This is a genomic window from Micromonospora sp. L5 (assembly GCF_000177655.2).
Taxonomy (GTDB): Bacteria; Actinomycetota; Actinomycetes; order Mycobacteriales; family Micromonosporaceae; genus Micromonospora; species Micromonospora aurantiaca.
In genome coordinates, this window is record NC_014815.1 from 1,550,991 (window position 1) to 1,573,266 (window position 22,276).

At 73.5% G+C, this 22,276-nt stretch carries 14 protein-coding genes; 9 read left to right on the forward strand and 5 right to left on the reverse strand.

The genetic code is table 11. The features are described from left to right. The first annotated feature begins 36 nt into the window (after positions 1 to 36). The 6 genes from ML5_RS07645 to ML5_RS07670 all read left to right on the forward strand — a co-directional run bounded on the left by ML5_RS07645 (position 37) and on the right by ML5_RS07670 (position 9,955). Complete coding sequence (locus ML5_RS07645) at positions 37 to 2,574, forward strand: bifunctional diguanylate cyclase/phosphodiesterase (protein ID WP_013474301.1); 2,538 nt, start codon at positions 37 to 39, stop codon at positions 2,572 to 2,574. A gap of 105 nt (positions 2,575 to 2,679) precedes the next feature. Then, entirely contained in the window at positions 2,680 to 2,985 is a 306-nt protein-coding gene (gene gatC / locus ML5_RS07650; RefSeq protein WP_013284468.1) for an Asp-tRNA(Asn)/Glu-tRNA(Gln) amidotransferase subunit GatC, read from the forward strand. Then, a complete protein-coding gene (gene gatA, locus ML5_RS07655) occupies positions 2,982 to 4,457 on the forward strand; it encodes an Asp-tRNA(Asn)/Glu-tRNA(Gln) amidotransferase subunit GatA (RefSeq protein ID WP_013474302.1) in 1,476 nt (491 codons plus the stop codon). Before gatC ends, gatA begins: the two co-directional genes overlap by 4 nt. 253 nt (positions 4,458 to 4,710) lie before the next feature. Further along, entirely contained in the window at positions 4,711 to 5,862 is a 1,152-nt protein-coding gene (locus ML5_RS07660; protein WP_236619376.1) for a putative Ig domain-containing protein, read from the forward strand. 124 nt (positions 5,863 to 5,986) lie between these two features. Next, positions 5,987 to 7,480, forward strand: coding sequence for an Asp-tRNA(Asn)/Glu-tRNA(Gln) amidotransferase subunit GatB (gene gatB, locus ML5_RS07665; protein ID WP_013474304.1), 1,494 nt, complete (start codon positions 5,987 to 5,989; stop codon positions 7,478 to 7,480). 117 nt (positions 7,481 to 7,597) lie between these two features. Then, positions 7,598 to 9,955, forward strand: coding sequence for a pyruvate dehydrogenase E1 (locus ML5_RS07670; protein ID WP_013474305.1), 2,358 nt, complete (start codon positions 7,598 to 7,600; stop codon positions 9,953 to 9,955). A 622-nt stretch (positions 9,956 to 10,577) separates the two neighbouring features. Here ML5_RS07670 and ML5_RS07675 read toward each other — a convergent pair. The 3 genes from ML5_RS07675 to ML5_RS07685 all read right to left on the reverse strand — a co-directional run bounded on the left by ML5_RS07675 (position 10,578) and on the right by ML5_RS07685 (position 15,311). Next, positions 10,578 to 12,191, reverse strand: coding sequence for a metallophosphoesterase (locus tag ML5_RS07675; RefSeq protein WP_013474306.1), 1,614 nt, complete (start codon positions 12,189 to 12,191; stop codon positions 10,578 to 10,580). Between the two features lie 53 nt (positions 12,192 to 12,244). Beyond that, positions 12,245 to 13,420 (reverse strand): sorbosone dehydrogenase family protein, encoded by a 1,176-nt coding sequence (locus ML5_RS07680; protein WP_013474307.1) that lies wholly within the window; start codon positions 13,418 to 13,420, stop codon positions 12,245 to 12,247. Positions 13,421 to 13,505: 85 nt separating this feature from the next. Next, complete coding sequence (locus tag ML5_RS07685; protein ID WP_013474308.1) at positions 13,506 to 15,311, reverse strand: SpoIIE family protein phosphatase; 1,806 nt, start codon at positions 15,309 to 15,311, stop codon at positions 13,506 to 13,508. Between the two features lie 143 nt (positions 15,312 to 15,454). Here ML5_RS07685 and ML5_RS07690 point away from each other — a divergent pair, with 143 nt between their 5' ends. Then, complete coding sequence (locus ML5_RS07690; RefSeq protein ID WP_013284476.1) at positions 15,455 to 16,381, forward strand: 2-hydroxyacid dehydrogenase; 927 nt, start codon at positions 15,455 to 15,457, stop codon at positions 16,379 to 16,381. Positions 16,382 to 16,392: 11 nt separating this feature from the next. On the opposite strand, the gene ML5_RS07695 is transcribed toward ML5_RS07690, so the two are convergent. Next, positions 16,393 to 16,776: a PH domain-containing protein gene (locus ML5_RS07695; protein WP_030270122.1), complete on the reverse strand. Its 384-nt coding sequence runs from the start codon at positions 16,774 to 16,776 to the stop codon at positions 16,393 to 16,395. Between the two features lie 487 nt (positions 16,777 to 17,263). On the opposite strand from ML5_RS07695, the gene ML5_RS07700 reads away from it, so the two are divergent. Next, positions 17,264 to 19,588 carry an EAL domain-containing protein gene (locus tag ML5_RS07700; RefSeq protein WP_013474311.1) on the forward strand — a complete coding sequence of 775 codons (2,325 nt, stop codon included), beginning with the start codon at positions 17,264 to 17,266 and terminating at the stop codon, positions 19,586 to 19,588. Between the two features lie 11 nt (positions 19,589 to 19,599). Here ML5_RS07700 and ML5_RS07705 read toward each other — a convergent pair whose 3' ends face one another. After that, positions 19,600 to 20,625: a LacI family DNA-binding transcriptional regulator gene (locus tag ML5_RS07705; RefSeq protein ID WP_013474312.1), complete on the reverse strand. Its 1,026-nt coding sequence runs from the start codon at positions 20,623 to 20,625 to the stop codon at positions 19,600 to 19,602. A gap of 350 nt (positions 20,626 to 20,975) precedes the next feature. On the opposite strand from ML5_RS07705, the gene ML5_RS07710 reads away from it, so the two are divergent. Continuing rightward, a complete protein-coding gene (locus ML5_RS07710) occupies positions 20,976 to 22,259 on the forward strand; it encodes an ABC transporter substrate-binding protein (protein WP_013284480.1) in 1,284 nt (427 codons plus the stop codon). The last annotated feature ends 17 nt before the right edge of the window (positions 22,260 to 22,276 follow it).

Here is a 22,276-nt window from a genome sequence, read left to right on the forward strand (position 1 = left end):
TGACGGCGCGCGCCAGGACGTTCCCCGGGAGGTGCGATGGAGACCGGCGACCCGCGTAACTCCGTCCCGCCCGGGCGGAGCGGGCCGTTCTTCGGCTTCGTCGGCGCGATCGGCGTGGTCGCCCTGGCGGTCTCGGCCGGGCCGCTCGTCGCGCTCGCCGACAGATGGAGTGAACTGCCGGCCGCGTTCTGGACGATGGCGGCGCTCGCCGTCGCCTGCGACGCCCGCCCGTTCGTCCCGCCCGGCCGGCGGCAGACCTCGGCGGTGTTCCCGTCGACCTGCTTCACCTTCGCCATCCTGCTCGGCTGGGGCTTCGGTCCGGCCGTCGCGGTGCAGGCCGTGGCGGTCGCGGTCAGCGGCTGGCGGCTCGGGTACGCCCCCTGGCGTACCGGCTTCAACGCCGCGCAGTACGCGTGCGCGCTCGCCGCCGCGTACGCGGTCACCCGGCTGGGCCCGGGTGAGCTGTTCGACGGCGGCCGTCTGCACTGGACCGACGTGGCGGCCGTGGGCGGCGCGACGGTCGCCTGGTTCGTGGTCAACTACGGGCTGGTCAGCTCCGCGGTCCGGTTGCGCTTCGGCGACAGGTGGTGGCCGAGCGTCCGCAGCGGCCTGGCCTACGAACTGCTCGCCACCGGTTCGCTGCTGCTGCTCGCGCCGGTGCTGGTGGCCGCCGCCCGGGCCAGCGCGGCGCTGATCCCGCTGGTGCTGGTGCCGCTGTTCGCCGTCTACCGGATGGCCCGGCTCTCCGCCGAACGGGAACAGCTCGCCGACGTGGACCCGCTCACCGGGCTGCCCAACCGCAAGGCGCTGCTCACCGAGGTGGCCGAGCAGGTGCACCTGCACGGCGACCGGGCCGCCCGGGGCGCGCCGGACGCGCACCTGGCGCTGCTGCTGCTCGACCTCGACCGGTTCAAGCACGTCAACGACGCGCTCGGGCACGCGGTGGGGGACCGCCTGCTGGTCGAGGTGAGCGCCCGGCTGACGGGCGCTGTGGGCGCCGGTGACATGGTGGCGCGGCTCGGCGGCGACGAGTTCGCCATCGTCGTACCCCGGCTCACCGACATCGACCAGGCTCGCGAGCGGGCCGACCGGGTGGTCGCCGCGCTCGCCGAACCGGTGCCGCTGGACGGGCTGCCGCTGGACGTGGGCGGCGCCATCGGCATCGCGCTCTACCCCGACCACGGCGAGGACTTCGCCACCCTGATGCGCCACGCCGACGTGGCCATGTACGACGCGAAGCACCGCAACGACACGGTGGCGGTCTACGCGCCGGAGTCCGACCACAACTCGGCCGAGCGCCTGAGCCTGCTGGCCGACCTGCGCCGGGTGCTGGAGTCCGGCCCGTCCGCGCAGGGCGGGGAGACTGTGGGCGTACGCGGGGGTGACGGCGCCGCCCTGACCCCGGCGCTGCCGGTGCGGGCCGACCGCCCGGCCCGCAACCAGCGGCCGGCGCGCGACGGCGGCCGGCGGTCCGGCGACGGGCCGAACCGCTGGCTGCGACGGCGCCGCGAGCGCGTCGAGGAGCGGCACGACGACGACCTGATCGAGCGGATCCTCACCGGCGCCGACCCGATCCGCCGCCGGGCCGCCCGGGCCGGCACCGGCCCGGGCGCGGGTCCGCTCGTGGTCGGCGACGCGGAGTTCGCGCCGGAGACGGAGACCGCCGACGCCGACGTCACCCAGGACGCGGAGGCCGCAGTGAGCACCGGTGCGCCGGGCGTCATCGGGCCGACCGCCGACGGGAGCACGGTGGCCGGGCCGGACGAGCAGGCCGGGCACCCGGGCGAGATCACCATGTACTACCAGCCGCAAATCGCCATCGCGACAGGCGAGGTGGTGGGCGTCGAGGCGCTGCTGCGCTGGCGGCACCCGCGCCGGGGCATGGTCGACCCGGGTGAGCTGATCCAGGTCGCCGAGCAGAGCGCGGTGATGCGGCTGCTCACCCGCCGCGTGGTGGACGACGTGGTGGAGCAGCTCGCCAAGTGGTCGGCGGCCGGGCTCACGCTGCGGGCCGCGCTCAACGTCAGCGTCCGTGACCTGCACACCGGCGAGATCGCCGACCAGATCGCCGACCGGCTGGCCCGGTACGGCGTGCCGCCGGAGCGCCTCCAGGTGGAGATCACCGAGGGCGCGCTGATGGCCGACCCGCGGCGGGTGCTCGCCAGCATCACCCAACTGCACCGCATCGGCGTCGGCATCGCGCTCGACGACTTCGGCACCGGTTACTCGTCGCTCCAGCACCTGCGGCGGCTCCCGCTGTCCGAGGTGAAGGTGGACCGGTCGTTCGTCCTCGGGATGGCCGAGGACCCGGACGACGCGGCGATCGTCCGCTCGATGATCGAACTGGCCGGGGCGCTCGGGCTGCGTGTGGTCGCCGAGGGCGTGGAGGACGAGCGCACCTGGCGGATGCTGCACGCCGCCGGGTGCGACGTGGCGCAGGGCTGGTTCCACGCCCGGCCGATGCCGGCCGAGGACCTGGTGGCCTGGCTGTCCCGCTACCGTCCGGTGCGCCCGGCGGAGGCGGGGAGCCGCAGCGGTCCGGCCCCGGAGGGGGAGTCGAAGGCGTCGTCGTGACGGCGGGACAATAGACTCGCTCCGGTCACCGCGCGTCATCGAGCACGCCCGTACGCGCGGCCGGCCCACCGCAGACGTCTCAGGACAGCCACGAAGGGGGCACTGATGGCCGCCATCTCCCGCGAGGAGGTCGCGCACCTCGCGCGACTGTCGCGGCTCGCCGTCACGGAGGAGGAACTGGACACCTTCGCCGGCCAGCTGGATGTGATCCTCCAGTCGGTCGCGCAGGTCGGCGAGGTCGCCGCGGCGGACATCCCGCCGACGTCCCACTCCGTGCCGCTGACGAACGTGCTCCGTGAGGACGTGGTGCGGCCGGGCCTGACCCCGCAGGAGGCGCTGTCGGGCGCCCCCGACGCCGAGGAGCAGCGGTTCCGCGTCCCGCGGATCCTGGACGAGGATGTGGCCTCATGACCGACCTGACGAAGTTGACCGCTGTCGAGATCGCCGGGCTGGTGGCGAGCGGCGAGACCTCCGCGGTCGAGGTCACCCAGGCCCACCTGGACCGGATCGGCGCCGTCGACGACCGGGTGCACGCGTTCCTGCACGTCGACACCGAGGGGGCGCTGGCGGCCGCGCGTGCCGTGGACGAGCGCCGCGCCGCCGGTGAGGAACTGGGCCCGCTCGCCGGTGTGCCGGTCGCGGTGAAGGACGTGCTCACCACCAAGGGCGTGCCGACCACGGTCGGGTCGAAGATCCTGGAGGGCTGGCGCCCGCCGTACGACTCGACGATCGTCGAGCGGCTGCGCGACGCCGGCACGGTGATGCTCGGCAAGACGAACATGGACGAGTTCGCGATGGGCTCCTCCACCGAGTACTCCGCGTACGGGCCGACCCGCAATCCGTGGGACCTGGAGCGGATCCCGGGCGGCTCCGGCGGTGGCAGCGCGGCGGCGCTGGCCGCGTACGAGGCACCGCTGTCGATCGGCTCGGACACCGGCGGCTCGATCCGCCAGCCCGGCGCGGTCACCGGCACCGTCGGCGCGAAGCCCACCTACGGCGGCACCTCCCGCTACGGCCTGGTCGCGTTCTCCTCGTCGCTGGACACGCCCGGCCCGTGCGCGCGTACCGTGCTCGACGCCGCGTTGCTGCACCAGGTGATCGGCGGTCACGACCCGCGCGACTCCACCTCGATCCCGGCCCCGGTGCCGGACGTGGTGGCCGCGGCGCGGCTCGGCGCCACCGGCGACCTGACCGGCGTGAAGCTCGGCGTGGTCACCGAGTTCACCGGTGAGGGCGCGGAGCCCGGCGTGATGGCCGCGTTCCGCGACGCCGCCGAGGCGCTGGCGAAGCTGGGCGCCGAGATCGTCGAGGTCTCGTGCCCGAACTTCAAGTACGCGCTGCCGGCGTACTACCTGATCGCGCCGAGCGAGTGCTCCTCCAACCTGGCCCGGTTCGACGGCGTCCGGTTCGGCCTGCGGGTCGGCGACGACGGCAACCGGTCGCTGGAGGAGGTCATGTCGCTGACCCGCGAGGCCGGCTTCGGCCCCGAGGTCAAGCGCCGCATCATGCTCGGCACGTACGCCCTCTCCTCGGGCTACTACGACGCCTACTACGGCCAGGCGCAGAAGGTCCGCACGCTCATCACGCGGGACTTCACCAGTGCGTTCGAGCAGGTCGACGCGCTGATCTCGCCGACCACGCCGTTCGTGGCGTTCCCGATCGGGTCGCGTACCGCCGACCCGTACCAGATGTACCTGGCCGACCTGTTCACCATCCCGACGAACCTGTACGGCGGCCCGGCCATCTCGGTGCCGTGCGGCCTGTCCGACGGGCTCCCGGTCGGCTTCCAGATCATGGCGCCGACCATGGCCGACGACCGGATGTACCGGGTCGCCGCCGCGCTGGAGAACGCCGTCGGCATGCTCACCCCGCCGGCGCTCTGAACCAAGGGGTACGGAGGCGGCCGCCCGCCTCCGTACCGGACGACGTCCCGCGCCCGGTGCGGTCACCACGACCGCGCCGGGCGCGGCTGTCGTCGCGACGACACGGTGATCACCGATCAGTGGATTGCCCGGGGTCACTGGCACTGGTCGAATAGACTCCGGGTCTGCTGGATCGACTGGACTGTGGCCCGCTGGCGGACGCGAGCGGTTCCGACCGAGAGCTGGATGTGCGATGGGGACACTTCGCCCGGTCATGGCCCTGACGATGGTCGCGGCGTTGCTGCTGGGCGCCGCGCAGCCCGCCACCGCGCAACCGGCCACCGCCGTCACGGAGACCGTCACCATCACCTCGGGCAAGCCCCGGCCGGTCATGGTCATCGGGCAGGTCTACGCGATCCACACCGTGGAGGCCACAGGTGGCACCGAGCCGTACCGGTTGTCGGTGACGTCGGGCGGTCTGCCGCCGGGGATGCTCGTGGTGGGGACGTCGCTCGGTGGCGCGCCGACGACGCCCGGCACGTACACGTTCACGTTGCGGATGACCGACCAGAACGATCTCTTCGACGAGCAGACGGCGACCATCGAGGTACGCGAGCCGACTGTCGTCATCACGTCCGGCACGCCGCGGTCGCCCATGTACCTCGGGCGGGTGTACGCGATCCACACCGTCGAGGCCACGGGCGGGACGGCGCCGTACCGGCTGTCGGTGACGTCGGGCGGTCTGCCGCCGGGGATGCTCGTGGTCGGGACGTCGCTCGGGGGCGCGCCGACCACCCCCGGCACGTACACGTTCACGTTGCGGATGACCGACAAGAACGACCGCTTCGACGAGCAGAAGGCCACAGTCGTCGTCGCCGAGGCGGCGACGGCGTTCACCTCCGGCGAACCGCCCGCCGCCACTGCCGGTAAGCCCTACTCCTTCCGGTTCACCGCCGACGGTGACTCGGACATCGCGTTCGCCCTGGCCGCCGGGGCACTGCCGGGCGGTCTCACCCTCGACGAGGAGGGCCGGCTCCGCGGCACCCCGGGCAGCGCCGGCACGTTCACCTTCACCGTCTCGGCGAAGGGATACAGCACCAGCGCCACGACTGAGGTGTCCCTGACCGTCGCCGCCCCGGCCCCGGCCACCCCGACGGCGACCCCGACCGGCTCGACGCCCACCCCGGCCGCCCCGACTGCGACGCCGACGCCGAGCGATCCGGCCGCCACGCCGTCGGAGAGCAGCAGCACCGTGGCGCCCCAGCCGACGCCCTCGCCGTCGAAGGTGAGTGGCGCGTGGCTGCCGATCACCGGGCCGGGTTCGCCGCTCGTACTGCTGCTGTTGAGCGTCGTGGCCTTCTCCGTCGGCGGCATCCTGCTCGTGCTGGCCTACAACCGCCGGCGGAGCTTCACCGCACCCGAGTGACGCCCGGCCCGGGCCAGGTCGTCGTGGCGGACCGCCGTGCGGTGATCTCGAAGCCCGGCATCGGGGTGGCCGGGCCAGCCGATTAGGCTGGAACGGTTCTGTCCGGATCGCGCCTGGAGCTCAGATGACGACGACACTGCCCGCGTACGACGAGGTCGTCGCGCGCTTCGAACCGGTGATCGGCCTGGAGACCCACGTCGAGCTGGGCACGAACACCAAGATGTGGTGCGGCTGCCCGACCGACTTCGGCGGCGAGCCGAACACCCGGGTCTGCCCGGTCTGCCTCGGCCTGCCCGGCTCGCTGCCGGTGGCGAACAAGGCCGCCATCGAGGCGACCATCCGGATCGGGCTGGCGTTGAACTGCTCGATCGCCGAGTGGTGCCGGTTCGCACGGAAGAACTACTTCTACCCGGACATGCCGAAGAACTTCCAGATCAGCCAGTACGACGAGCCGCTGTGCTTCGACGGCTACCTGGACGTCGAGGTCAACGGCGAGCCGGTGCGCATCGGCATCGAGCGGGTGCACCTGGAGGAGGACACCGGCAAGACGCTGCACGTCGGCGGCGCCACCGGTCGCATCCACGGCGCCACCGAGTCGCTCGTCGACTACAACCGGGCCGGCATCCCGCTCGTCGAGATCGTCACCAAGCCCATCCCGGGCACCGGCGCGCTCGCGCCCGAGGTCGCCCGCGCGTACGTCACCGAGCTGCGTGACGTGATCCGCTCGCTCGGCGTCTCCGACGTGCGGATGGAGGAGGGCTCGCTGCGCTGCGACGTCAACACGTCGCTGAACCGGCCGGGCGAGGAGTGGGGCACCCGCACCGAGACCAAGAACGTCAACTCGCTGCGTTCGGTCGAGCGGGCGGTGCGCTCGGAGATGCTGCGCCAGGCGTCGGTGCTGGAGGCCGGCGGCCGGATCACGCAGGAGACCCGGCACTTCCACGAGGACACCGGCGACACCACGTCGGGCCGGTCCAAGGAGACCGCCACCGACTACCGGTACTTCCCGGAGCCGGACCTGGTGCCGCTCGCCCCGGACACCGCGTGGGTGGCCGAGCTGAAGGCCGCCCTGCCGGAGCTGCCGCGGCTGCGCCGCAAGCGGATCCAGCAGGACTGGGGCCTGTCCGACCTCGACATGCAGTCGGTGGTCAACGCCGGCGCGGTCGAGCTGATCGAGGCGACGGTGGCCGCCGGCGCCACCCCGGCCGCGGCCCGCAAGTGGTGGCTGGGCGAGCTGTCCCGCCGCGCCAACGAGACCGGCGTGGAGCTGGCCGACGTCGGTGCCACCCCGGCCCAGGTCGCCGAGCTCCAGGGACTGGTCGACGCCGGCAAGCTCAACGACAAGCTGGCCCGTACCGTGCTGGAGGGCGTGGTGGCCGGCGAGGGCTCGCCGACCGAGATCATGACCAACCGCAATCTGGAGGTCGTCTCGGACACCGGCGCGCTCACCGCCGCCGTGGACGAGGCGATAGCCGCCAACCCGGACGTCGCCGACAAGATCCGTAGCGGCAAGGTCGCGGCGGCCGGCGCGCTGGTCGGCGCGGTCATGAAGACCACCCGCGGCCAGGCGGACGCGAAGACCGTCCGCGAGCTGATCCTGGCGCGCCTCGGCGCCTGACGTGTTGTAAGGAAGGGCCCCTTCTTAACGCCTGGTGCATGGGAAGGGGCCCTTCCTAACGCCTCGCCACCCCCTCCCCGGACAGGGCGTCAACGGCGACGCCCGGATGGAGTCACCGTGAACCAGCACGACCTCGACGTCCTCGACGAGATCCAGCGCCGGGTGCTCTGGCTCGCCACCCGCATCGTCGACGCGGCCAACCACGACCGCGACACCGGTGACGGGGTGAAGGTCGGCGGCCACCAGGCGTCAAGCGCCTCCCTTGTGACCGCGATGACAGCGCTCTGGTTCCACCACCTGGACGCCGAGGACCGGGTGGCGGTGAAGCCGCACGCCTCGCCGGTGTTCCACGCGATCCAGTACCTGCTCGGCAACCTCGACAAGTCGTACCTGCCGAAGCTGCGGGCGCGCGGTGGTCTCCAGTCGTACCCGTCACGCACCAAGGACCCGGACGAGGTGGACTTCTCCACCGGCTCGGTCGGCCTGGGCGCCGCCGCGCCGCTGTTCGCCGCCGTCACCCGCCGCTACGTCGACGCGCACTTCGGCGCGCGCCCGCACTCCCGGTTCGTCGCCATCATCGGTGACGCCGAGCTGGACGAGGGCAACATCTGGGAGGCGGTCGCCGACCCGGCAACCACCGGGCTCGGCAACGTGATGTGGCTCGTCGACTTCAACCGCCAGTCGCTGGACCGGGTCGTACCCGGCATCCGGATCAACCAGTGGCGCGGCCAGTTCGAGGCCGCCGGCTGGCACGTCGTGGAGGTCAAGTACGGCCGCAAGCTGGCCGAGGCGTACGCCCGGCCCGGCGGCGCGGCGCTGCGCGACTGGATCGACCGGATGCCCAACGAGCAGTACCAGTCGCTGTTCGGGCTGGCCGGGCCGGCGCTGCGCAAGCAGTTCCTGGATGGCGCGCCGGCCGAGGTGGCCGCGTTCGTCGCCGACATCGGCGACGACGAGCTGGGCCCGCTCGTCACCGACCTGGGCGGGCACGACGCGCAGGCCATGCTCGACGCCTACGCCCAGTGCGACGCCGTCACCGATCGGCCCAGCGTCGTCTTCGCGTACACGGTCAAGGGCTGGGGCCTGCCGATCGCCGGCAACCCGCGCAACCACTCGGCGCTGCTCACCACCGAGCAGGTCGACACGTTGCGCGCCGCGCAGGGCCTGACCCCGGAGACCGAGTGGGACCGCCTCGACCCGGCGTCCCCGGCCGGCATCCGGGCCGGCGAGCGCCGGGAGGTGCTGTCCCGCCCGCCGCGCGAGCGGGCGCTGGGCGTCACCGTTCCGGAGACCACGAGGGTACGCGCGAACAAGCCCGTCTCCACCCAGGAGGTCTTCGGCCGGGTGCTGGTCGACCTGGCCCGTGATCCGCAGGTTGCGCCCTACCTGGTGACGACCGCGCCGGACGTGGCCACCTCGACCAACCTGGCCGGGTTCATCAACAAGACGGGCGTCTTCGCACCGACCGAGCAGCGTTCCTGGACCGAGGACCGGATGCTGCGCTGGACCGAGAGCCCCGCCGGGCAGCACATCGAGCTGGGCATCTCGGAGATGAACCTGTTCCTGCTTCTCGGCCAGCTCGGCCTGTCGTGGGACCTGTCCGGCCAGCCGCTGCTGCCGGTGGGCACCGTCTACGACCCGTTCGTGCTGCGCGGTCTCGACGCGTTCCTGTACGGCACGTACTCCGGTTCCCGGTTCGTGGTGGCAGGCACCCCGTCCGGCATCACGCTGGCTCCGGAGGGCGGCGCGCACCAGTCCACCATCACCGCGTCGGTCGGCCTGGAGCTGCCGGGGGTGACGTTCCTGGAGCCCGCGTACGCCGGCAGCCTCGACTGGCTGCTCTGCGACGCGCTCGGGCAGATCGCCGGCGGCTCCGCTCCGGCCGCGACAGCCGCGCCGGCCGAGGACGGGGCCTACTACTTCCGGCTCAGCACCCGGCCGATCGACCAGGCGCCGTTCGAGGCGGCCCGGGCACGGCTCGGGGACGCCGTGCTGCGGCGGCAGGTGGTGGCCGGCGCGTACCGGCTCGTCGACGCGCACCAGGCGTACCCCGATCTGGCTGACGCCCCGGTCGTGCAGCTCGCCGCCTCCGGCGCGGTTCTGCCGGAGGTGCTCGCGGCCGCCGCGGAGCTGGCGGAGGAGGGCGTGGCCGCGCACGTGGTCGACGTGACCAGCCTGGACCGCCTCTACCGCGCGTGGCAGCGGACGCTGCGCCAGGGTGTGCGGACCGCGACCGTGCCGAGCGTGCCGGGCGCGCTGCGGTCGGCGTTCGCCGACCGGGTGCCGGTGGTCACCGTGCACGACGCGGCCTCGCACGCGATGGCCTGGCTCGGCTCGGCGGTCGGCGCTCCGGCGGTGCCGCTCGGGGTGGACGAGTTCGGCCAGTCCGGCAGTGTCCGGGAGCTGTACGAGCTGCACGACCTGCTGCCCGGCAGCATCGTCAACGCCGCGCTGGCCGCGATCGCGCTGCGCTGAGGCGCGCGTCCGTTGCGTTGACCGCACGCCGCCACGGGGCCGGCCGGACATCCGGGCGGCCCCGGGCCCTCGCGGTGGAGGTCCGGCCTCCGTGCGGCGGCCCCGGGTCCTCGCGGTGAGGTCCGGCCTCCGGGTGGGCCTCAGCCTCTCGGCTCGCCGGTCTTCCGGCTCTCTCGGGCGATCCGGCCCGCCCTTGGCACTCGGCCCGGTGCGTCCTGCGACCGGGTTCTGCCGGCTCTCCTGGCTCTCCCGGATCGACTCCGGCACGGCGGGCCGCGTCCTGGCTGATTCGGGTGGCGCGGTGGACGGTATTCCTCACGGAACGTGACGGCCGGGACGGCTGCGGAGAGTAACCGCCTCTGGCGACCCGGGGGATCGCCTCTCGGCCCCTTTGCTCTGCAGCCATATCCGCATCACCGCCCTGAGCTGCGATGGCGCGGAACACCCGCCGCTCTGCACCCACCCAGGCGGTGACTCTCGGTGCCTGCTGCGCCGATGGGTGCAGAGCAAAGTCGGCGGGCGGGGCATACCGGTGCCGGACGGGATTCGTGACGCCGAGTGACCGGGTGTCAGTGCGGTAGGGCGCCGGGCTGACCGCGAGAAAGGCGAGAAAGCGGGGCGGTCAGCTCGTGGGGGTGGGGCTCAGCGTGGTCGTGCCCGGCGACGGCGACTCCGACGGGCCGCGGGTCGGGGTCGGGGTGACCGGCACCTGGTCGCCCTTCGCCGGGTCGCGGATGACGTGCCGCTCCAGGTTGACCTGCGACTGCCCGGTGCCGCCCACAGTGATCTCGTCGTACGCCTGGAGCAGCTTCTGCTGGTCGAAGTAGAGCACAGTCATGGTCAGCGGAGTCGGCTTCTCGCCCTCCAGGCCGCGAAGCCCGGCCCCACCGGTGGAGCCCTGCACCATCAGCGTGGTCGGCTGCTTGCCCTCCACCTGCGGCAGCTTCGACACCTGCCGGGAGTGGGTGTGCCCGGAGAGCACGAGCGGGCAGTCGCCGGAGAGCGGGCCGGCCGAGGCGGGGTCGTGGATGAGCGCGATGTCGACCTTGCGCGGCGACTTGTCGATCGTGGCGGCGAGCTGTTCGCCGGCGCCGATCACCTGGTCGGCGACGGCCGAGGTGAGGCCGCTGCCGGCCGGTGAGGTCTCCTTGTCGGGGGTGAAGCGGGGGTCGCCGATGCCCGCGATGGTCAGCCCACCCACTGTGGTGACCGAGTTGTTCAGCACGATCGCGTTCGGCTGCTGCGCCACCGCGGCGGCGGTGCGTGGCGAGTCGTGGTTGCCGCGGATGAACACGTACGGCTTCTTGAGCAGGCCGATCGACCCGACGAACGAGGCTTCCGGCTCGCTGCCCCAGTCGGTCATGTCGCCGGTGTCGACCACCACGTCGATGCCGAACTGCTCGACCACGGTACGGATCAGCTGCCAGCCGGTCGGGTTGAGGTGGATGTCCGACACGTGCAGCACCCGTGTGGTGCCGGGCGACGGCTGCACCACGGGCAGGGCGGAGACCGTGGTGTAGAGCTTGCTGACGTTGCCGACCAGCCGTTGAAGCTGCTCGGCGTACTTGGTGTAGTCGTTCGCGATCCGCCGCGCGTCACCGACGATCGCCGGCGCGTTGACCAGCAGGCCCTCGTACCGCGGCTCCTCGATCGCCTGCGGGCGCAGCGTGCTCGCGGCCATCCCGAGGCTGCCGGCGGTCACGACCAGCGCCAGGCCGCCGGCCCAGGCGGTACGCCGGACGTCCCGGAAGACGAGCGCGGCCAGCAGCAGCGTTGCGAGCACGACCGAGGCGAGCGTACGCAGCCCGAGCCGCATCACGCCGTCGCGGACGTCCTGGACGGCCGACTGGCTGGCCCGGCTGATGCTGGCCGGGTCGTCGATGAGCGCCTCGGTGCGCCCCTGATCCAGCGAGCCCACCTCGACTGTGAGGTACGCCGGGCCGTCGTGGCTGTCCAGCAGCAGCGCGCCCAGCGGCGGGATGTCGACGGTGGTGCCGCCGGACAGCGACGGGCTGAGCTTCAGTTCGGCCCGGAACGGGCCGATGTCGGTGCCGACGTGGCCGCCCGCGTACGTGCCGATCACGATGCCGCCGAGCGTGACCGCGAGCAGAGCCAGCACGACACCCAGCCGGCGCAGCCGGTGACCGGGCCGCCACGCCGTCAGGCGGCGGGCACGCCCGCGCTCCGGAGACGTCTCGTCCCCGGTGCGGTGCTGTTCGTTCTCGTGGCCGTCCATGCTGAGATTCTGACCTGCCCCTTGCGCGATCTTGACAAACCCGGTGGGCCGGATCAGCTCCGGCCGGCGCCCCCGTCGGCGAAGACGAGCCGCAGGAGGCGGTCGTCCTCGGCGGTGGGCGTACCCCGCCCGTCCCGGTTCGACGTGCTCACCCAGAGCGAGCCGTCCGGCGCCGCCGCGACGGCCCGTAGCCGACCGTACCGGCCGTTGAGCAGGTCGCGCGGCTGACCGAGGACTGTGCCGTTGCCGGCCAGCTCCACCAGCCAGAGTCGCTGGCCGCGCAGGCAGGCGGCGACGAGCAGACGGTCCGCCGCCGCCAGGCCGGAACAGGAGGCGTCACCGGTGGGCCACTGTGTGATCGGGTTCACGTAGCGCTTGTCGTCGCCGCGCCCCTCGACCCGGGGCCAGCCGTAGTTCCCGCCCTTGTTGATCTGGTTGATCTCGTCCCAGGTGTTCTGGCCGAACTCCACCGCGTACATCTTCTTGTCCGGCGTCCAGGCGAAGCCCTGGACGTTGCGGTGGCCCGTCGACCAGACCGGCGATCCGGCGGTGGGGTTGCCCGGCGCAGGCTTGCCGTCCGGCGTGATCCGGAGGATCTTGCCGCCGAGGCTCTTGGCGTCCTGGGCGTTCTCGGTGCGCCCGGCGTCGCCGGTGCTCGCGTAGAGGTGGCCGTCCGGGCCGAAGCCGAGCCCGCCGCCGTTGTGCGTGCCGGACTTCGGGATGCCGGTCAGGATCGGCTTCGGCGCCTGCCCGAGCTGCATCTTCGCGATCCGGTTGTCGTCCTCGGCCGTGTAGTAGACGAAGACCGTGCGGTCCTTGGCGTACGCGGGGGAGACCGCGATGCCCAGCAGGCCGCCCTCGCCGCCGGCGGCCACGTCCGGCACGGTCTGGACCGGCCGGACGGCCAGCCCGTCCGGGCCGGACTCCGGGCCGACCTGGAGGATCCGTCCCTTGTCCCGCTCGGTGACCAGCGCCCCGCCGTCGGGCAGGAACGCGATGCCCCACGGCACCTCCAGCCCCTTGGCCAGCACGGTGGCGACAACCTGCTGACCGGCCCCGCCGGGACTCGCGGTGCCGGACGGTGTGGGCAGGTTGGGCGGTGCGCCGGCCGGGTCCGGCTCGGGCTCGCCGAGGGAGCAGCCGGCGGCGCCCAGGAGCAACGCCGCGCAGGACGCCGCCAGCGCCGTCCGGAGGCGGCTGACACGGGGGTACGCAAGACGCGGGCTCACCCGGCCCAGCCTAGCCGGGCGGACCGGCGAACCGGGCACGTCGCGCGCACCCCTGCCCGCGTCCGGCCGTTCGGAGGAGTACCGGTCAGCCGGCCCGCAGCGCGAGCAGGGCGACGTCGTCCTCGCGCCGGTGCGCGGCGGCGAGCAGCCGGTCGCAGAGCAGGTCCAGCGGTACGCCCGGCCCGCCGGCCTCGAGGTGGGCGAGCAGCTCGGCCTGTCCCTCGTCGATCGGCTGGTCCCGGCGCTCGATCAACCCGTCGGTGTGCAGCAGCAGCGTGTCGCCGAGGGCCAGGGTCAGCGTCCGGCCGGTACGCCGGGGCGGCCGGGCCAGCCCGAGCAGCGGCCCGCGGCCGTCGGCCACCGAGACCGTGCCGTCGGCGCGGACCAGCAACGGCGGTGGATGCCCCGCGTTGCACCAGAAGACCGTCAGCCCGCCGGCGGCCGGACGGACCCGGGCCAGCACGGCGGTCGCGACGGTGGGCACCCGCAGCCCGCCCATGGCCTGGTCGAGGTGGGCCACCAGATCCTCCACCGGATCGTTACGCCCGTACGCGTTACCCCGCACCAGGTTGCGCAACTGGCCCATGGTGGCCGCCGCCTCGATGTCGTGCCCGGCGACGTCGCCGATCGCGGCGATCAGCTCGCCGTCGGGCTGGACGAACGCGTCGTACCAGTCGCCGCCCACCTCCACCCGGTCGGCGGCCGGCAGGTAGCGGGCGGCCAGCTCGATTCCGGGCACGGCCGGCAGGCTCGGCAGCATGCTGTGCTGGAGCACCTCGGCCACGTGCCGCTGCTCCCCGTAGAGGCGGCTGTTGCCGACCGCCTGTCCGGCACGTACCCCGATGTCCTGCGCGGTGCGCAGGTCGCTGGCGTCGAAACCGCGCCGCCCCTGACGGTTGACGAGCGTGACGGCGCCGATCACCCGGTCCCCGGCGGCGGTGATCGGCACGGTCAGGTGGGAGCCGATGCCGAGACGGTCGGCGAGCGGCACCAGCTCCGGGCGCGTGGTCCCGCGCGCCACGTCGTCCAGGTCGGCCACCGCGCGCACCACCGGCCGCCCGGTACGCAGCACCGACCGGATCTGCGACTCCGCGCTGAGCCCGGTGGTCAGCAACTCGGCGAAGCGGGTCAGGTCGGCCTCGCGCTCGGCGTCGCGGTGCACGCCGGTGACGGTGCGCGGCCGGCCCGCCGGGTCGACGAGCGTGATCAGGCACCAGTCGGCGAGCAGCGGCACCATCGCGTGCCCGAGCCGGTCCACGGCGGTGGCCACGTCGAGCGTGCCGCCGAGCATCTCGCTCATCCCGGCCAGCATGGCGAGCCGGTCGTGCGCCTCCTCCGCGCGGCGGCGGGCCTGCTCGGCGCCGCGGACCGCGATGCGCAGCCGCAGCTCCGAGGAGCACGCGGCAGCCAGGTCGGCGAGCGTCCGCAGCTGCTCCTTCGTCCAGGCCCGGGGCTTGCTGTCGATCGCGCAGAGCGAGCCGAGCACCCGCCCCTCCAGGTCGGTCAGCGGCATGCCCGCGTACGCCACCACGCCCAGGTCCTCGATCGCCAGGTTGAGGCGTACGCGCGGGTAGAGACGGGCGTCGGGCAGCACCAGCGGCATCTCGATGTCGACGACGTGCTGGCAGAACGAGTGGCTCAGCGGCGTCTCCCGGCGGGCCGCCCACGGCTCCGGCAGGCCGGTCGCGCCGGGAAAGAACTGGCGCTCGGCGTCCACCAGGGAGACGAGTGCGACAGGCACGTCCAGCAGGTCGCCGACCAGACGCGCGAACCTGTCGAACGCCTCGTCCGGTACGGCGTCGAGCCGGGTCTCGTCGAGTGAACGCAACCGGTCGGGGTCGGCGAGCGCCGGAATCGGCACGGACACCCGTCCCCGGCCGTCCTCGCTCATCGCCACCGCCCTCAGCAAGCGGAACACCCGACCGGCATCCCGCTCTCGGTTATACCCCGCCGGGCCGCCACTCCATTCCCGGCGCGGTGTTCGTCACGGGTCACGCCGCGCCGGCCGGTCCGGGGCCGATATCGTCGGCGGTCGTGAAGGTATGGATCCCGCACCCGGAGGGCCGCCGGCTGCTCGGCGAGCTGCCGCCCGGCGTCACCGTGGAGCTGCTGGACGACCCGCGGCGGCTTCCGTCGTCCCCGTCCGGGGTGCGGTTCTGGGTGCCACCGTTCCTGTCCGGCCCGGACGCCGGGGCGCTCCTCGCCGAGCTGCCCGACGTCGAGGTGGTGCAACTGCTCTCCGCCGGGGCGGACGCCTGGGTGGGGCGGATCCCCGACGGCGTGACGCTCTGCGACGCCCGGGGCGTGCACGACTCACCCACCGCCGAATGGGTGGTCGCCGCGATCCTCTCCTCGCTGCGCGGATTCGCGCCGCTGGCCCGCGCGCAGGCCCGGCGCGAGTGGGCGTACGACGAGGTGGCGCCCACCGACGAACTGGCCGGCAAGCGGGTGCTGATCGTCGGCGCCGGCTCGATCGGCACCGCGGTACGCGACCGGCTCGCCCCGTTCGAGGTGAGCTTCACGCTCGTGGCCCGTACGCCGCGACCCGACCAGGGCGTGCACGGGGTGGACGAGTTGCCCGCGCTGCTGCCCGAGGCGGACGTGGTGGTCCTCCTGGTGCCGCTGACCGAGCAGACCCGGGGCATGGTCGACGAGCGCTTCCTCGCCGCGATGCCTGACGGCGCGCTGCTCGTCAACGCCGCCCGCGGGCCGGTGGCGCGTACCTCGGCGCTTGTGGCCGAGCTGACCTCGGGCCGCCTGCGCGCGGCGATGGACGTCACCGACCCGGAGCCGCTGCCCGCCGACCATCCCCTGTGGGAGCTGCCGAACGTGTTGCTCACCCCGCACGTCGCCGGCTCGGTACGCGGGCTGCTGCCCCGCGCGTACCGCCTGGTGGGCGAGCAGTTGCGCCGGTACGTGGCCGGGGAGGAGCTGACGAACCGGGTGGTCGACGGCTACTGATCGCCGGTGGCTTAATGATCGCTGCCGGTGTCCGGCAGCTCCTGCCCGGTGACGGCGATCAGCCGGGGCAGTTCGGTGGCGCGTACCGCCGGCAGCATCACCACTTCGCCGTCGTCGAGCCGGGCCACCGCCCGGCCGCGGGGGTCACCGGCGAGTTCGGCGACCTGGTTCCACGGCACCCGGCGCTGCCCGACGAGCGCCCGCAGCCGCAGCTCCCGGGCATCGGCGTCGGTGCCGGCCCGCCACGCCCAGACCGCGACGGCGAGCGGCACGAGCAGCACCCAGAGCAGCCACCAGCGGGCGGAGGCCAGCGGCAGCGCCCCGATGAAGGCGACGATCGCGGCGACCAGGATGGCCTGGTTGTGACGGAAACGGACGGTATCGGCGCGGCTCACCCCCCGATGATCCCACCCGGCCAGTCCCCGCCACCCCGCGGGCGTCCCCACCCTCCCCGCGTCCCTCCCCGCTCCCGCCGACGATCTTGGTGCGGTTCCGCCCCTCGCGGGGCGGTCCGGTACCAAGATCTCGCTCGAGTTGGAGATCTTGGAAGCGTTGGGCCCCTCCGCGGGCCGTTTCCTTCCAAGATCTCGCGCGGGAGACCGACGCGGGACCGACGCGTCGATCTTGGGCGTGATCCGGGCCGGTGGCGGGCGTTGATGTGACGGATGTCACTGCGGCGGTGACGTCACCGGGCGCTTCCGGGATCGTTTCTAGGCGTGGCCGCAGCGGTCCCCGCCGATGCGTTCCCGTACCGCCCCGACCCCGCACGTCGTACCGCGTACCGCAACCGCACCGCCCCCGTGCCCCCTCACGAAGGCGACCGCCGTGCCCGTCCCCCCTCCCGCCGTTCCCCGTCGGCGATCAGTCCTGCCCGATGTCGCCGTGTCACTCGTCGGCACGGCCTTCCTCCTCGCCGGCGTCGCCGGTGCCCTGCCCGGCCCCGCAGCCGCCGCGCTCGCCGTCGCCGGAGGCTTCGCCCTCGCCTGCGTCCGGCTCGCCTGGCTGGCCGGAGCCGCCACACCGCCCGACGGTCCCGCGCCGCCCGACGGCCCCGCACCGCCCGACCGTCCCGCACCGCCCGGCCACCGCGCGCCGACCGGCCGTCCCGTGCCGACGGGCGAAGCTCCGGACCTCGCCGTGACGCACGGCGCGACGGCGCTCGGCCCGAGGACCGGGCGACGGGCTCGCCGGGCTGCGCTGTCCCGCCGGGTCGCCGCCATCCTGGACAGCGCCGTCCTGGTCGCCGGGCTCACCGTCGCGGTGCTGCCGCTGAGCGACGCCGCCCACCGGCTGCCGATCGCGCTGGCCGGGCTGTGCCTCACCGGGGCGCTGCACGTGACGGCCCTGCTGCGCCTGCCCGGCCGATCGCGGCTGTCCGGCCCGGAGCTGGTGCGCCGTACCGTCGACGTGCTGGCGCTCGGCGTCAGCCTGGTCTTCGCGGGCTGGATGCTGCTGCCGGGCGGCCCGGTCCCGGCCGTGGCCGGAATGGTGGCGGCGGGCGGCGCGGTGGTGCTCGCCGTGCTCGCGGTAGCGGCCGTCGCCGAACGCCGCCGCCGGCCGGGCGCCGCGCGCTGCCACGCCGGGGCCGCCCTGACGCTCGGCGGGCTGACGCTACTGGTGGTGCTGCTGGCTTACGGCGCGCCGGACCGGGCGCTGCCGCTCGTCGCGGCGCCCCTGGTGGCCGGGGCGCTGCTCACGGCCGCAGGCGCCCGGCGTACCTCGGGCGGTGAGCGGCCGGGCCGGGACGCGGCGCCGGCCGCCTGGCCCCGCCTCACCGCGCCGGCCGGGATCGCCGCGCTGGCCGCCGGGATCCACCTGGGTACGGCGGGGGAGTTCAGTACCGCCGCGATGGCCCTGGGCCTGGCCGTCATTCCGCCGATCATGGTGGGTGAGCTGCTCGCCACCGCCGACCAGCGCCGCCGGGTGCAACGGCTCGCGGCCCGCGAGGCGTGGTTGCGGCGCCGGCTCGGACCGGACTCCCGGCCGGTGGAGCCCGTGCCGCTGACCCGCGCGGATCTGGTCCGGGCGATGGCGGAACGCAGTGGCGGCGGGCTGCTCGTCGTCGACCTGCACGGGGTGGGTGGCGCCGTGCCGGAGGGGCCGGTGCTCAGCGAGGCCGCGCGCCGGCTGCGGGCAAGCTCCGAGACGCACGATCTGGTGGCCCGGCTCGGCGACACCGAGTACGCCGTCCTCACCGATCTCGGGCCGGTGCTCGCGTACGCGCTCGGCCTGCGGCTGCTGGCGGCGCTGGCCGAGCCGTACCCCCGGCCCGGAGGCGTCGCCCGGCTCGGGGTGAGCGTCGGGCTGGCCGAGACCAGCGGCGGCGATCCGGAGGACGTGCTGCGCCAGGCGGACCTGGCCCGCCGCCGGGCGGTGCAGCTCGGCCGGGACCGGGTCGAGTGGTACGACGCCTACCTGGAGGAGCAGCTGGTCCGCCGCCTGGATCTGGAGCGGGAGCTGCCCGGCGCGGTGGCGCGCGGTGAGCTGGACCTGGTCTACCAACCGGTGGTGGCGCTCGCCGATCGGATGCCGGTGGGTACGGAGGCGTTGCTGCGATGGCGCAGCCCGGCGCTGGGCACCGTGCTCCCGGCGGAGCTGCTGCCGGTGGCGGCCGACCTGGACCTGACCGGCGAGATCGGGCGGTGGGTGCTGGACCGGGCCTGCCGCCAGCTCGCCGCGTGGTCGGAGGGCGGTCGCGAGCTGTGGATGGCGGTGAACGTGACGCCGCGCGAGCTGGCCGCGCCGGACTTCGTGGCGCGTACCGCTACTGCACTGGCCGCGTACGACGTGGCACCGGAACGGCTGGTGGTGGAGGTGGCCGAGCCGGTGGTGGGACTGGAGCTGTCCACAGTGGTGGCCCGGCTGGCCGGCCTGCGGTCGATCGGTGTACGGATCGCGCTCGACGACTTCCGAGCCGAGCACGCCTCGCTCGCGCAGCTCCGCCGGCTGCCGATCGACCTGCTCAAGGTGGGTCCGCACCTGGTCGGCCCGGGTGGGGACGGTCAGCGCCCGCTGATCGACGTGGTGGCGAACCTGGCCGACCGGCTCGGCGTGGAGCTGGTGGTCGAGGAGCTGGAGTCGGAGGGGCAGGTGGCCGGCGCGCGGCGGGCCGGCTGCCGGTACGGCCAGGGCTTCGCGCTGGCCCGGCCGGCGACCGCCGAGCGGGTCGAGGCGTGGTTCGAGGAGTATCCGTCCACCGCCCGGTGAGCTGAACCGGTTCAGCGGGTCGTCGTACGAGGTGGGGCGGTGCTGCCGCGCGGCGTCAGGTGCGCCGTCTCGTCCTGCACGACAGCTGCCGGCTCGCCCGCGATCACGGCCAGGAGCTGCCGGGCGGCGTGCGCGCCGTACGCCGGGATGTCCCTGCCCAGCGCGGTGAGCGGCGGGTGCACCAGCTGGCAGAGCGGCGAGTCGTCCCAGGCCACGATGGACAGGTCGCCGGGCACGGTGAGGCCCATCTCCTGGGCCACCGAGAGCCCGGCGATCGCCATCACGTCGTTGTCGTAGATCACCGCGGTGGGGCGGCCCGCGGAGCTGAGCAGCCGGCGGGTGGCGCGCGCGCCCTCCTCACCGGTGTAGTCAGACCAGACGGTGGTCGCCTCGTCCAGCCCGAGCCGCCGGCACACGCCGGTGAACGCCTCGGTGCGGATCTCGGTGTGCAGCAGCGTGGGCAGCCCGCCGACCCGGGCGATGCGCCGGTGGCCGAGCGCGACCAGGTACTCCACCGTCTCGACGAGGGCCGCCGCGTCGTCGGCCCAGACGCTCGCCAGGCCGCCGGTGTGCCCGGGTCCGCCGATCACCACCGCCGGCAGTTGCAGTTCCTCCAGTGCCGGCACCCGCCGGTCGTCGGTGCGCAGGTCGCAGACGAGCACACCGTCCACCCGGCGTTCGGCCCACCACCGCCGGTAGACGGCGATCTCGGCCTCCTGGTCGCTGACCACCTGGAGCGTGAGCGCGTACGAGCGGGCCGACAGTTCGGCCTCGACGCCGCTGATCAGTTCCATGAAGAACGGCTCGATGCCGAGTATCCGGGCGGGGCGGCACAGCGCCAGCCCGACCGCCTTGGCGGTGGCGCCGGACAGTGCGCGGGCGGCGCTGCTCGGACGGAACCCGATCTCGGCGGCGATGGCGAGGATCCGCTGCCGGGTCGCCTCGGAGACACCGGGCTGGCCGTTGAGCGCGTACGACACCGCGCCCTTGGAGACCCCGGCGCGCCGGGCGACGTCGGCGATGGTCGGCCGCTTCACCGAAGCGTTCCTCCACTGTGTCCGGCCCTCGCGGGCGTTCTCGGTCGCCGGGTCACCGGCGTCTGGTGACGCTACTGCACGCCGCGCCGGTCCCGGGTGCCACCGGCGGGTGGCGGTGGACGGGTTCCGGCGGCCGTCGCTTGTGCGGTTCAGCTTAGAGCGCCGATCGCCCGGCACCCGCCCTGGACGGCCGTGAACGGCAGTCGTGAGCGGCGGCGAGGTTACCGGACGGGCACATCGGTAACCGCCCGTTGACAGCCCTGAAGGTGAACCGTACGGTGGCCTCACTTATCCGGTTCAGTCAACGTTCCTCGATATCGGGAGCGTTCCCATTCGGCGCGGAGGATGACATGAAACGGTCCTGGACGCACCTGGCGCGCGTGGCCGCCGTCGGTGCCGTCAGCCTGGTCATGATCGCCGCCTGTAGCGGCAGGAGCACCACCGGCGGCTCGGACTCGGCCGGTGGTCAGGTCACGCTGAAAATCAACTTCTGGGGCGACTTCGGGCTCCAGGATCTGAAGGCCAAGTACGAGGCCGAACACCCGAACGTCAAGATCCAGCTCAACTCGGGCGAGTACAACGCCCAGCACGAGGACCTGCAGAAGAAGCTCGTCGCCGGCAACGGGGCGCCGGACATCGCGGCGATCGACGAGGGCTTCATGGTCCAGTTCCGCAGCCAGTCCGACAAGTTCGTCAACCTGCTCGACAAGGGCGCCGGCTCGTACGAGAGCAAGTACCTGCCCTGGAAGTGGAAGCAGTCGCTGTCGGCCGACGGCAAGACGCAGATCGGCCTCGGCACCGACGTCGGCGGACTGGCGATGTGCTACCGCACCGACCTGTTCAAGGCCGCCGGCCTGCCCACCGAACGCGACCAGGTGTCAGCGCTCTGGCCCACGTGGGACAAGTTCATCGAGGTCGGCCAGCAGTACACCGCCACGACGAAGAAGAAGTTCATCGACGCGGGCACCAACCTGTTCAACCCGATCCTCGGCCAGCAGCCGGTCGGCTTCTACGACGAGCAGGACCAGCTCCGGATGGAGCAGGGCCCGAAGGTGGCGTTCGACTACACGGTAAAGGCCGTGGGCGCCGGGCTGTCGGCCAACCTGGTCAGCTTCCAGGCCGACTGGGACAAGGGCTTCACGAGCGGCGCGTTCGCGGTGCTCGCCTGCCCGGCCTGGATGCTCGGCCACATCAAGGACACCGCGCCGGGCACCGAGGGCAAGTGGGACATCGCCGCGGTACCGGGTGGCGGCGGCAACTGGGGTGGCTCCTTCCTGACGCTGCCGAAGCAGGGCAAGAACGTCGACGAGGCGTACAAGCTGCTGACCTGGCTGGTCGCGCCGGAGCAGCAGATCGAGATCTTCAAGAAGGTCGGCAACCTGCCGTCGCAGCCGGCGCTCTACACCGACCCGGCGATCGCCGACTTCAAGAACCCGTTCTTCAACGACGCCCCGGTCGGCCAGATCTTCCCGAAGATGGCGCAGGGCCTCACCCCGCAGTACCTGGGCCGGAAGAACGGCCCGACCCGGGTGGCGGTGGAGAACGTGATCCGGCGGGTGGAGAACAAGTCGCTCAAGTCCGACGCCGCCTGGTCCGAGGCGGTCAAGGAGGCCGAGAAGGCCGCCAAGTCCTGACGTGTCAGCGGTGACGG

Bases quoted from the DNA above. Each gene is read 5' to 3' on its own strand.
- ML5_RS07645 (WP_013474301.1), top strand. From the start codon at position 37: ATGGAGACCGGCGACCCGCGTAACTCCGTCCCGCCCGGGCGGAGCGGG.
- gatC (WP_013284468.1), top strand. From the start codon at position 2,680: ATGGCCGCCATCTCCCGCGAGGAGGTCGCGCACCTCGCGCGACTGTCG.
- gatA (WP_013474302.1), top strand. From the start codon at position 2,982: ATGACCGACCTGACGAAGTTGACCGCTGTCGAGATCGCCGGGCTGGTG.
- ML5_RS07660 (WP_236619376.1), top strand. From the start codon at position 4,711: ATGGCCCTGACGATGGTCGCGGCGTTGCTGCTGGGCGCCGCGCAGCCC.
- gatB (WP_013474304.1), top strand. From the start codon at position 5,987: ATGACGACGACACTGCCCGCGTACGACGAGGTCGTCGCGCGCTTCGAA.
- ML5_RS07675 (WP_013474306.1), bottom strand. From the start codon at position 12,191: ATGGACGGCCACGAGAACGAACAGCACCGCACCGGGGACGAGACGTCT.
- ML5_RS07685 (WP_013474308.1), bottom strand. From the start codon at position 15,311: ATGAGCGAGGACGGCCGGGGACGGGTGTCCGTGCCGATTCCGGCGCTC.
- ML5_RS07710 (WP_013284480.1), top strand. From the start codon at position 20,976: ATGAAACGGTCCTGGACGCACCTGGCGCGCGTGGCCGCCGTCGGTGCC.